The organism is Polaromonas sp. CG_9.11 (assembly GCF_015752225.1).
In the GTDB taxonomy this organism is placed as follows: Bacteria; Pseudomonadota; Gammaproteobacteria; order Burkholderiales; family Burkholderiaceae_C; genus Polaromonas.
On sequence record NZ_JADOVE010000012.1, the window covers coordinates 75,040 to 87,170 of the forward strand.

9 protein-coding genes are annotated in these 12,131 nt (G+C 61.9%); 8 read left to right on the forward strand and 1 reads right to left on the reverse strand.

Annotation, left to right across the window (positions count from 1 at the left end):
- Positions 1–88: 88 nt before the first annotated feature.
- The 7 genes from IWX85_RS11525 to IWX85_RS11555 all read left to right on the forward strand — a co-directional run bounded on the left by IWX85_RS11525 (position 89) and on the right by IWX85_RS11555 (position 10,649).
- A complete protein-coding gene (locus tag IWX85_RS11525; protein ID WP_196869818.1) occupies positions 89–1,021 on the forward strand; it encodes a LysR family transcriptional regulator in 933 nt (310 codons plus the stop codon).
- A gap of 204 nt (positions 1,022–1,225) precedes the next feature.
- On the forward strand, positions 1,226–4,741 hold the full coding sequence (locus IWX85_RS11530) for a CHASE3 domain-containing protein (RefSeq protein WP_196869819.1): 3,516 nt from the start codon (positions 1,226–1,228) through the stop codon (positions 4,739–4,741).
- Positions 4,742–4,790: 49 nt separating this feature from the next.
- On the forward strand, positions 4,791–5,606 hold the full coding sequence (gene lgt, locus IWX85_RS11535) for a prolipoprotein diacylglyceryl transferase (protein WP_036804795.1): 816 nt from the start codon (positions 4,791–4,793) through the stop codon (positions 5,604–5,606).
- Positions 5,607–5,792: 186 nt separating this feature from the next.
- Positions 5,793–7,262: a malonyl-CoA decarboxylase gene (locus IWX85_RS11540; protein WP_196869820.1), complete on the forward strand. Its 1,470-nt coding sequence runs from the start codon at positions 5,793–5,795 to the stop codon at positions 7,260–7,262.
- 48 nt (positions 7,263–7,310) lie between these two features.
- Positions 7,311–8,306 carry a tripartite tricarboxylate transporter substrate binding protein gene (locus tag IWX85_RS11545; RefSeq protein ID WP_036804790.1) on the forward strand — a complete coding sequence of 332 codons (996 nt, stop codon included), beginning with the start codon at positions 7,311–7,313 and terminating at the stop codon, positions 8,304–8,306.
- Positions 8,307–8,309: 3 nt separating this feature from the next.
- A complete protein-coding gene (locus IWX85_RS11550; RefSeq protein ID WP_196869821.1) occupies positions 8,310–9,092 on the forward strand; it encodes an enoyl-CoA hydratase/isomerase family protein in 783 nt (260 codons plus the stop codon).
- Between the two features lie 36 nt (positions 9,093–9,128).
- On the forward strand, positions 9,129–10,649 hold the full coding sequence (locus IWX85_RS11555) for a malonyl-CoA synthase (RefSeq protein WP_036804786.1): 1,521 nt from the start codon (positions 9,129–9,131) through the stop codon (positions 10,647–10,649).
- Between the two features lie 27 nt (positions 10,650–10,676).
- Here the strand turns inward: IWX85_RS11555 and IWX85_RS11560 are convergent, their stop codons facing one another.
- Positions 10,677–11,585 (reverse strand): DMT family transporter, encoded by a 909-nt coding sequence (locus tag IWX85_RS11560; RefSeq protein ID WP_051984438.1) that lies wholly within the window; start codon positions 11,583–11,585, stop codon positions 10,677–10,679.
- 184 nt (positions 11,586–11,769) lie between these two features.
- Here IWX85_RS11560 and IWX85_RS11565 point away from each other — a divergent pair, with 184 nt between their 5' ends.
- Positions 11,770–11,916 (forward strand): hypothetical protein, encoded by a 147-nt coding sequence (locus IWX85_RS11565; RefSeq protein ID WP_196869822.1) that lies wholly within the window; start codon positions 11,770–11,772, stop codon positions 11,914–11,916.
- The last annotated feature ends 215 nt before the right edge of the window (positions 11,917–12,131 follow it).

A 12,131-nucleotide genomic window follows, 5' to 3' on the forward strand; every position in this document is an offset into this window, starting at 1 on the left:
TTGTGGGATTAACGCGAAACGCCAAGTATCTGCGCTTTGAATGATTCTTTCCAATCCATTATTTATGCTGTATTAATATCTGTTGCATATGAAGAAAAAGCTATCAACCGACGCGCGCGCGCCCCATTTGATTGAACTTCGGCTATGGCGGCAGTTCGTTGCGGTAGCCGAAGAGCTGCATTTCAGTCGGGCTGCGCAACGTCTGAACATGACCCAGCCGCCGCTGACCCAGGCCATTGCCCAACTGGAGGCGGTGCTGGGGCTCAGGCTGTTTGACCGCACCAAGCGCAGCGTGCAACTGACTGCGGCGGGCGCCGCCCTGGTGCCCGAAGCGCGCGACCTGCTGGCCCGCGCCAGTGCCTTGCCGGTTTTTGCACGCGCCAGCGCCGACGGCGAAGCGGGGCGCTTGCGGCTGGCCTTTGTCTCGACGGTCGGGTTTGATGTGCTGCCGCGCTGGGTTCGCGCCTTTCGCGAGCAGCATCCCAAGGTGCAGCTTGAACTGATTGAAGCGACAGGCGATGTCCAGCTTGAAGCCATTGGGCGCGGTGAAATTGATGCCGGCTTCATGCTGCATTCACCCGGATTTTCACCGCCCGGCCTGGCCTGCCAGCTGATTGCCCGGGAGTCACTGGTGGTGGCCGTGCCCGGGCAAAGCGCCTTGGCCGCCAGCGACACACTGACGCTGAAGAACTTGTTTGACCAGCCGCTGGTGATTTTTCCACGCCGCATCCTGCCTTCGCTGTACGACGCCATTTTTGCGATGTACCACGCGGCCGGTTGCTTGCCGCACGTGGCGCAGGAAGCCATCCAGATGCAGACCATTGTCAACCTGGTGTCCGCGGGCATCGGTGTGGCCTGGGTTCCCGACAGCGTTCGCCAATTTCAAAGGCCGGGCGTCGTCTATCGCAAAGTCTCAGTAGCCAAAGGCCAGGCCGTTCCGGGGTGCGAAACCAGCCTGGTACGGCGCCTTGGCGTCGCCAGTCCTGCGCTGCTGCGCTTCATGGCATTTGCACCGGGCTGACAGCGATTTTCCGCACCGAATGAATAAACATAATTTACTGGAGCCGCCAGAAGTTGATGCTTGCAAGGTGCACGAAGGATAAAAGGTGTAATGTAGACGCCAATCAGGAACAATAAATTACTTTTGTTACCTTGAAGTGTTATTTCACCGCCTTAAAAGGCTTCAAGCCATGACGAACGCTTTCCTTCAGGCCAGGATGCCTACATGACTGCGCCTGATCCGCAAATGGACAAGCCATTGCGCGGCCCGGGCAGTGCGGGCATTTCCAGGAACTTGTCCAATGAAGCCATGCAGCCTGTCAACAAACGCCTGCTGGTCGAAGCAGTGCTGGTGTTTGTCCTTGGCTGCCTGGCGGGCGTGGGCTGGCTGGCGTATCGAAACATGCAGGCCGCAACCAACTCGGAACGCTGGGAAACACACTCCCGTGTGGTGATCCAGGAACTTGGTGAACTGCTGTCCAGCCTCAAGGACGCGGAAACCGGCCAGCGCGGCTTCGTTATCACCGGGAACCCCGATTACTTGGCGCCGTACCACGAAAGTCTGAAAACCTTTCCCATCCGGCTGGCGCAATTGCGCCGCCTGACCGCTGACAATCCCGAGGAGCAACAGCGGCTCGCCGCGCTCATGCCCTTGGCCGCAGCTAAATTCGCCGCCATCAAAGCCCTTATCTTGCTGCGCGAAACCCAAGGATTGACGGCCGCCAGCGAGTCGGACATGGTGGAGTCAGGCAAGTCGGCCATGGACCAGATTCGCCTGTTGGTGGCCCAGTCGCAGTCGCAGGAAACGCAACTCTTGAGGGACCGCGCCCTCGCGAGGCAGGCTGACAGCAGCAAGTCGGTTCAAACGCTTTTGCTGGCCAGCACGCTGGGCGGTTTCGCCCTGCTGCTGCTGCTGGTCTGCCTGCGAAGGGAACAGGTGAGCCGGCGTCGCGCCGAAACGCGGCAGAACGCCAGCGAGGCGCGCTATGGCTGCTTGTTCAATTCGATGGATGAAGGCTTTTGCATCATCGAATTGATTTTTGATGAACACCGGCAGCCGATTGATTGCCGCTGTCTGGAGGCAAATCCAGCGTTTGAGACGCACACCGGCATCACCGGCGCGGCAGGAAGATGGATCAGCGAAATTGCCCAGGATCAGGCAGCGGACTGCATCGAGATGTGCGCCAAAGTCCTTGAGACAGGCAAGGCGGCTCGCTTTGTGAACCAGTCGAAAACAGTGGACCGCTGTCTGGAAGGCTATGCCAGCCGGATCGGCGGGCCGAAGGGTACAACGATCGCGGTCCTTGTGCGCGACATCACCGCGCGTCGGCATACGGAAAAAGCGCTGCGCGAATCGCAACGGTTTTTGCGCTCTTCCCTTGATGCCTTGTCGGGCCACATCGCCGTAATCGATGCATCGGGAACGATTCTGGAAATCAACGAATCCTGGCAACGCTTTGCCGATGAAAACCAGCCGCCGGGCGTTTCGGCGTCCGTCATTGGAATCGGCTTTAACTACCTCGACCATTGCCGGCAGACGTTGCTGCACGGAGGCGATACCCCGGCCTATGTGCTGGCCATCAACGATATCATCGCCGGACGGCGCACGCGTTTCGAGATGGAATATCCCTGTCACTCGCCGACCGAGCAGCGCTGGTTTGTCATGCGGGTCACGCGTTTCCAGAGTGCCGGGTCGGTCCGGATCGTCATCGTGCACGATGATTGCACCGAGCAAAAACGGGCTGAAAACGCCTTGCGTGAAAGCGAGGAACGCTACCGCAACCTGTTCAATTCAATGGACGAGGGTTTCTGCATCATCGACATTGCGTTTAACGACCAGGCGCAAGCGGTGGATTGCTGCTTTCTGGAAGTCAATCCGGCTTTTGCATTGCAAACGGGTATGCAAGGCGTTGCCGGCAAGCGTTGGTCTGAATGCGCCCCTGGCCGCGAAGCGCAATGGCTGAAAGCTTGCGGCAAAGTGGCCCTGACAGGCAAGCCGGTCCGGTTCAACCACGAAGAAAAAGCGCTCGATCTCCGGTTTGACATGTATGCCGCGCGGTTGGGCAACGCGGGAAGTCGAAAAGTCGCCATCGTCTTCAGCAACATCACTGAACGCGCCAAGGCAGCGGAAGCCCTGCGCCAAAGCGAACAGCGTTTTCGCGCTTTGTTTGACCGGGGGCCAGTGGCGATGTATTCGTGCGACACCTCTGCAATGATTCTGGAATTCAACGCCTGCGCGGTGAAATTGTGGGGGCGCAAGCCCAGGCAGGGCGATGTTGACGAGCGCTTTTGCGGCGTATCCACGGTCTATCGTCCCGACGGGACTTTGCTGAGCGCTGAGCAAAACCCGATGATTGCGGTGCTCAAGGGAGAAATACCGCAGGTCGATGATGTTGAAATTGTGATCGAGCGGCCCGACGGCTCGCGCATCACCGTCGTTGCCAATATTGTGCCGCTCAAGGATGGCCAGGGAAAAATCATCGGCGCCATCAATTGTTTTTACGACATCACCGAGCGCAGTCGTCTGGAGCGGCAGACGAAGGAGCAGGCGCAGGCCCTGTCCGAGCTGCACCGCCGCAAGGACGAATTTTTGGCGATGCTCAGCCATGAGCTGCGCAATCCGCTGGCGCCGCTGGCCAGCGCGGCGCAACTCCTTCGGTTGCAGGAAAACCAGGACCCGGTGTACCAGCAGGCTTGCCAGGTGATCGAACGGCAGGTCGGTCAGATGAAGCACCTGATCGATGACCTGCTGGAGGTTTCCCGCATCACCAGCGGCAATCTGCGTCTTCGCAAGGCGCCGGTCCGCGTGGGCGATATCGTCGAAAGGGCGCTGGAAACAGCCCGGCCGCTGATCGCCAGTCGCCGGCAACAGCTCACGCTGTCACTGCCGCCCCATCCTGTCTGGCTGCATGCCGACGCCACGCGGCTGGAGCAGGTGCTGGTGAACCTGCTTAACAACGCTGCCAAGTACACCGACGAGGGCGGCCGTCTGTGGCTGAGTGTCGCGCAGGAAGGCGATGCCGGGGCAGCTGCTGGCGGGGCGGTGGCTGTGATCGAGGTGCGCGATGCCGGCATGGGCATCGCCGCAGAACTGCTGCCACACGTCTTTGACCTGTTCACGCAAGGCGAACGCACCATGGACCGCTCGCAAGGCGGCATGGGCATCGGCTTGAGCCTGGTCAGGCAACTGGTCGAGATGCACCAAGGCAGCGTCGAAGTGCACAGCATCCTGGGGCAGGGCAGCGAATTCGTCGTGCGCCTGCCGGTCGGGCAGGCGGCCGTGCCGCTGCTGTCCTTGCCGCGGCCGGTGGTCGCCCGCTCAACTGGCAGGCGCTGCCGGGTGCTGGCTGTCGATGACAGCGTGGATGCGGTGGAGTTTCTGGCCAGGCTGCTCAGGCTGTCCGGGCATGAGGTTGAAGTCGCCTATGACGGCCCCAGCGCCGTGCAAACCGCCTTGGTCATGCGCCCCGACGTGGTGCTGCTCGACATTGGCCTGCCGGGAATCACGGGTTACGAGGTGGCAAGGCAGCTGCGCCAGGAAGCCGCGCTGAAACATACCGTGCTGGTCGCCCTGACGGGCTATGGACGCGCGTCTGACCGGCAGCGCTCCAGAAATGCCGGTTTTTCTTACCATCTGGTCAAGCCGGCCGGGGTGCGCGAGGTTGAGGAAATATTGGTAATTGTTGACGAACAACTCGCGCTGCAGGCCAGTTCGGCGCCAGCTGTGGCCCCTGGCGAGTGAAGGCGCAGGCAGGCAGTGACGGCCTGGCTTGCATGCACAATGGCACCCCATGCTCATCCATCCTGAAATCAATCCTGTTGCGCTGCAACTCGGCCCGCTGGCCATTCACTGGTACGGCCTGACCTACCTCGCCGCCTTTGGCCTGTTTTTTTTCCTCGCCAGCCTGCGCCTGCGCCACGAACCGTATGCGTCCATCACCGGGCCGGGCGCCTGGTCGCGCCGGGACATCGAGGACATTCTGTTTTTGGGCGTGATGGGCGTGGTGATTGGCGGGCGGCTCGGTTACTGCCTGTTCTACAAGCCGGGCTACTACCTCACGCATCCGCTGGAGATCTTTTTCGTCTGGCAGGGCGGCATGAGCTTTCACGGCGGCATGCTGGGCGTGCTGGCGTCGCAGCTCTGGTTTGCGCGCTCGCGTCACCGCCCGTGGCTGCAGGTGATGGACTTCATCGCGCCTTGCGTGCCGACCGGTTTGGCGGCCGGGCGTGTCGGCAACTTCATCAACGGAGAACTGTGGGGCCGCTTCAGTTCACCTGACTTGCCGTGGGGCATGGTGTTTGCGCACAGCGGCTCAATGCTGCCGCGCCACCCGTCGCAGGTCTACCAGTTCCTGATGGAAGGCCTGCTGCTGTTCGTGCTGTTGTGGTTGTATGCCAGAGGCCCGCGCAAGATGGGCCAGGTCTCGGGCGCCTTCCTGGTCGGCTATGGCGTGTTCCGTTTCATCGCCGAGTTTTTCCGCGAGCCCGATGATTTCCTCGGCATTTTGGCGCTGGGCATGAGCATGGGCCAGTGGCTGTGCATTCCCATGATCGGCGCCGGTGTCTGGCTCTGGATTTGGGCCTCAAACAGGGCTTTGCGCACATAGAATGGGCGTCAATCGCTATTTATTTGATAGCAATTGGTCGGCCTGTCTTTTTTGGGGTGCGGGCAGTCGCGTTGAAATTCAACCCTCTCAAGGAGTTCATGCCATGGGTCTTGTCTGGAATTCGTTGCCTTGCCACGTCGCCGAAGGGCACGGAGCTGCGTCAGCAAGCTGCAGCGGCACGCTGGCATGAACAGCACCCACTGGCTCGGCCGCAGTGTCTCGCGCCTGCTGCCTGCCGCTTCGGCCAAGCCGGCAGCTGACGCGCAGGATGCGAGCGGAATTTCTGAAACACCGCCGGCCAAGGAAGGCCCGCTCGCCCGCTCCATTCCGGCGCGCCTCGAAGCCACGCTGCGCCAGGAGGGCGAGGCGCTGTCGCCACGCCTGCTGCGCCGGGCCTTTGAGGAACTCCGGGCCATCATCGACCCGCGCGTGAGCGAGGTCGACGGCGGACGCCGCGCCATGGATGTGGCCGCCTGGCATGCCGCCGCACCGCTGGCGCAGCGCTGCGACCTGTGGCTGCTGATGAGCGAGATGTTTGTCGCCGACGCGCAAAAAACCAAAGAAGCCCAGGCGCGGTTTGCCGCCGCCGTCGGCACGCTTGATGAAGCCGTGGCCGAGGTGCATTACCGTCGCGCCACCGTGTCGCCGCGCCGCCGCCTGCTGCAGCGCTTCAGCGTGTACCCGCAGGGCGTTCAGTTCCTGGTCGAATTACGCGCTGAAATACTGCCTTTCCTCAAGGCCGACAAGCGGCTGATGGCGCTGGATGTGGAAATGGAGTACATGTTCTCGACCTGGTTCGACGTGGGCTTTCTGGACCTGCGCCGCATCAGCTGGGATTCGCCGGCATCGCTGATTGAAAAACTGATCCAGTACGAAGCGGTGCATGACATCAAGAGCTGGGCCGATGTGAAGAACCGCCTGGACAGCGACCGCCGCTGCTACGGCTTTTTTCACCCGCGCCTGCCCGGCGTGCCCTTGATTTTTGTCGAGGTCGCGCTGGTTGATGCAATGGCCGAAGGCATCGAGCCGCTGCTTGATGAACAAGCGGCCGCGGCCGACCTGGGCAAGGCGACAAGCGCCATTTTCTATTCGATCAGCAACACCCAGCCCGGCTTGCGCGGCGTGAGTTTTGGCGACTCGCTGATCAAGCGGGTGGTGGAAACGCTCAAGGACGAATTCCCCAAGCTCAAGGTGTTTGCCACGCTGTCTCCGATCCCGGGTTTGCGGAACTGGCTGGGCAAACATGCCGCAGCGATGTTTGAGAAGCTGTCTGACAAGGAACGCGCAGCGCTGGGGCAGGCGCTTGGCAGCGACGTGCCCACGCCGACAAGTTTTCTGGCCACGATCGAACATCCATTAGACCTGCCGGAAAAGTCCCCGGTGCGCCAGTTGCTGCTGCAATGCGCCGCGCATTACCTGGGGCAGGCGCTGAAGGATGGCCAGCCGCTCGACCCGGTGGCGCGGTTTCACCTGGGCAATGGTGCCCGGGTCGAACGGCTCAACTGGGCCGCCGACCCGTCGCCCAAAGGCCTCAGGCAGTCCTATGGACTGATGGTGAACTACCTGTATGACCTCAAGCGCCTGGACAAGCACCGGGCGATGCTGACGCAGGGGAAAGTCCCGGTATCCACCGAGGTCCATGATTTGTATAGTTGACGACTTGCTCTGAACGACCCTGAGACAGAAACAAAAAAGGAGACTTGCATGACATTTCATTTTGAGAACAGCGGCACCCGCCGTAGCCTCTTGCGTGGCGCCGCAGCCGGCATGGCCGCGCTGTCCTGGGGCAGCCACGCCCAGTCGGCCTGGCCCGCTAAGCCCGTCACGGCCATCGTGCCGTTCCCGGCCGGCGGCGGCACTGACGCTTTTGCCCGCCCACTGTCGGCGCAGTTTGCCAAGCTGACCGGCAAGCAGCTCATCATCGACAACCGGGGCGGAGCGGGCGGCACACTGGGCGCCAGCATTGCGGCGCGTGCACAGCCCGACGGCTACACCCTGTTCATGGGCGCGGTGCACCATGCGATTGCGCCGTCGATGTACCCCAAGCTCGACTACGACATTGAAAAAGACTTTGTGCCGCTGGCGCTGATCGCCAACGTGCCGCAGGTGCTGGTGGTCAATTCCAAAAACATTCCAGGCGATTTCAAGGCTTTCTTGGCGCAGGTGCGCGGCAAACCGGGTGGTTTCAACTACGGCTCGGCCGGTGCCGGAACCTCGCACCATTTGGCTGGCGAGCTGTTCAAGCAGCAGACCAACACCTTCATCACGCACATTCCCTACCGGGGTGCCGGGCCGGCGCTGCAGGATTTGATCTCGGGCAACGTGGACATGATGTTCGACGGCCTGGGTTCATCGGCGGCCCACATCAAAGGCGGCCGCATCAAGGCGCTGATGGTCTCGGGCGCCAAGCGCAACCCGGCTTTCCCCGATGTGCCGTGCGCCGCCGAACTCGGCCTGCCCGACTACACCGTCACCACCTGGTACGGCATGTGGGCGCCCAAGGGCACGCCGCCCGATGTCCAGGCGCGCATCGTCGAAGACCTGCGCAAGGTCGCAGCCACTGAAGAGCTGAAAACCATCTGGGCCAGCAACGGCGCCGAGTTCGGCAGCCTCACGCCGGCGCAGTTCGGCGCGTTTGTCAGCGCTGAAGTCAAACGCTGGGCGGCTGTGGTGAAAGCCTCCGGCGCCAAGCTCGATTGATCAATGAGCGGTGCTGTTCTTCTTGACTTTTCGGCTTCCCTGGCAACGGTCACGCTGTCGAACGCAGGCAAGTTCAACGCTATGTCGCGGGTGATGTGGCGCGAACTGCGTGTAATTTTTGAAACTGTCCAGCAGCGCCCCGATGTGCATTGCGTGCTGGTCCGGGGCGAGAACGGGCACTTTTGCGCGGGCGGCGACATTTCCGAATACGCCCGTTTCCGCTTCGACGCGGCCAGCCTGCGTGATTTTCATGAAAACGACGTCTGGGGTGGCCTGCAGGCCATGCTTGACTGCGACGTGCCCATCGTCGCGCAGATCGAGGGCAATTGCATGGGCGCCGGCGTGGAGATTGCCAGTTGCTGCGACATCCGGCTGGCCGCCGGCAGCGCGCGTTTCGGTGCGCCGATTGCCAAGCTCGGCTTTCCGATGGCGCCGCGCGAGGCGGCGCTGGTGATGCGCGCCGTGGGCGAGCTGACGGCGCGCGAGATGCTGCTGTCGGCTGCCGTGCTGGACGCGACCGAGATGAAGCAGTGCGGATTTTTGAACCAGGTGATGGCGGCCGACGCGCTGGGCGCTGCGGTGCAGGAGCGCCTCCAGTGCATCGGGCAACTGGCGCCGCAGGCCGCACGCTTGAATAAAGCATCATTTAGAGCTATGGCGCAGGTTCCGCTTGCGCAAGCAGCTATGAATACAATAGCGACCGCGTATGACTATGCGGCGTCTGGCGAACACCGTGAAGGCATCATCGCCTTCATGGAAAAACGTCCGCCAGCGTTCAGCGCCTGAACGGCTGCGTCCTCCATTTTTGACAGCTTCACTCCCATGAACAACCACAACCTGTTTGCCGCGCTGCGTTCGGCCTTTCCCGACGACCTGGACGAAGTCGCCATTGAAACCGGCAGCGGCCTGCTGTATTCCTGGCGCGACCTGGAGCATGGCAGCGCCATGATGGCCAATTTGCTGCAATCGCTTGGCCTGCCCGAAGGTGCGCGGATTGCCGTGCAGGTCGAGAAATCGGTCGAGGCCCTGGTCCTGTACCTGGCCACGCTGCGTGCCGGCTTTGTGTTTTTGCCTTTGAACACCGCCTACCAGAGCGCCGAAATCGAGTATTTCATCGGCAATGCCGAGCCGGCGGTGGTGGTCTGCAGCAGCGCCAATTTTGGCTGGGTCAGCAAGATCGCCTTCAAGGCCGGCACGCAGAACGTCTTCACGCTCGACGACGACCGTACCGGCTCGCTCCTGGCGCGCGCCGCGCATTGCAGCGACCAGCATGAAGTGGCGCGCAAGCAGCCCGACGACTTGGCGGCGATTTTGTATACCAGCGGCACGACGGGGCGCAGCAAGGGCGCGATGCTGTCGCATGGCAACCTGCTGAGCAACGCGCTGGTGCTCAAGGATTACTGGGGTTGGAAAAAGGGCGACGTGCTGGTCCATGCCTTGCCGATTTTCCATGTCCACGGCCTGTTTGTCGCCATTCACGGTGCGCTTATCAACGGCAGCAAGATGATCTGGCTGGCCAAATTCGATCCGAAAAACGTCATCGAAAAACTGCCCGAAGCGACCGTGTTCATGGGCGTGCCGACGCTGTATGTGCGGCTGCTGGCCGAGCCCGGCCTGACGCTTGAAGCCTGCCGCAACATGCGCCTGTTCATTGCCGGATCAGCGCCGCTGCTGATCGAAACCTTTAGGGAATGGCAGGCGCGTACCGGCCACACCATCCTGGAGCGCTACGGCATGTCCGAAACCGCCATGCTGACGTCCAACCCCTGCCAGGATGGCGAGCGGCGCGGCGGCACGGTCGGCTTTGCGCTGCCGGGCGTCAGTCTGCGGGTGCAGGGCGACGGCGGCAAGCCCCTGCCAGACGGAGAGATCGGCAACATTCACGTCAAGGGGCCGAATGTCTTTTCGGGGTACTGGCGCATGCCGGATAAAACCGCCGAGGAGTTCACCGCCGACGGTTATTTCAAGACCGGCGATGTGGGCAAGATTGACGAGGAAGGCTACATCACCATCGTCGGGCGCAGCAAAGACCTGATCATCAGCGGTGGCTACAACGTCTATCCGGCCGAGATCGAAGGCTTTATCAACGAACTGCCCGGCGTGGCCGAGAGCGCCGTGGTCGGCGTGCCCCACCCGGACTTTGGTGAAGTCGGCGTGGCCGTGGTGATTGCCAAGTCCGGTGCCACGCCCGACGGCCTGCAGATCATGGCCGAGATGAAGTCAAAAATGGCCAACTTCAAGGTGCCCAAGCAATGCTTCATGGTCAGCGAGTTGCCGCGCAACACCATGGGCAAGGTGCAGAAAAATGTCTTGCGCGAGCGATACAAGGCGCTGTTCGGCTGAATCTGGCCATGCCGCGCACGGCGCGATTCACCGCAACGGCGCGGCCTGTGCCGGCTTGGGCTGGCCGCGCTGGGGCAACGTCGCCAGCACCACGCCAACCAGCGCAATCGAAAAAGCCCCGATTTGCGTGCCATTCAGGCTTTCACCGAGCACCCCCACGCCAACCGCTGCCGCGCTGACTGGCAGCATCACCGTGAACACGCCGGCCTGGTTGGCAGGCACGGTTCGCAAGCCGGTCATCCACAGCCACACCGTCCAGACGCTCGCCGCCAGTGCATAAAACACCAGCAGCCCCCAGCTGGCCAGTGCAACGGCGGCAAAGTCAAAGCCCCAGGCCATCCACACCCCGAAAGGCGTGACCAGGGCAAAACCCCACAGATTGATCAGTGCCGTGATGCGCTTGGGGCTGAGCACGCCGGTCAGCTTTTTACCAATCACCGCATACGCCGCCTCGCACAGCACTGCGCCCACCAGCAACAGATTGCCCAGCCAGGCATTTTTTAATGCCAAATCGGCCTCTTGCGCAGTACCCATCTGCGCAGGCAGCTCACTTTTCGAGAGCGACACCAGGGCAATGCCGAGCACCGCGCAGGCTACGGCAGCCCAAACACGGCCGCTGATCTGCTCGCGCAAAAAGGCCCAGCTCAGCAGCGCCACTGTGGCCGGGATCGCCGCCATGATGACGCCAGCGGCTACCGCGCTGGTCAGGCTGACGCCGAACAGCATGCAGATCGAGAACAGAAAATTCCCCAGGAAGGACTCCAGGAACACCAGCCGGCGGGTTTGCGGGCTCATCGGCGTTTCAGCGGCCGGCTTTTTCAGCCAGTGCGCCATCGCCAGCCCGCCAATGCCAAAACGCAGCCAGGCCAGCAAAAAAACCGGCAACGCGGCCACCAGCGGCTTGGACAGGGCGACATAGCTCCCGACCAGCGACATGCTGAGCGCCAGGCAGGCATAGGCAATCCAGGGGGAAGCGGGGCGGTGCGGCACGTTGAAAACTCCAGGGCAAGGGCAGGAAAATAGCTGGAAAAAAGTAGCTTTTTGCGGTGGCAATAAATTGGAGCCGGCGCCAGCAGCGCGGCAGGGTCACCTTCAGTCCAGTTTAGCGTAGGTATTTTTCATGCATACCGGCCAGCTCGCCTATGTCAACAACACTGTCAGCTTGCTGGCCACACCGCCCTTGCCTCTGGGGCACTCCTTTGCCGTGGCGGGCGTGCCGTTCGGCGGCGCCGTCACCAATCGGCCGGGTGCGCGCTTCGGTCCATAGAAAATTTGCCGAGCCAGCCCGATGCTGTACGACGGGATTCATCCGCATTTCAACGTTTCTCCGCTGCACCAATTGGGCCACCCGGGCGACATGCGTCTGCGCTGATGGCCGGCCAGCATGCCATTTTTCTGGGTGGAGACCACAGCGTCACGTTGCCACTGCTACGCGCGGAGTGCCAGCGCCAGGCCCGCTGGCACCGGTGAATTTCAACGCCC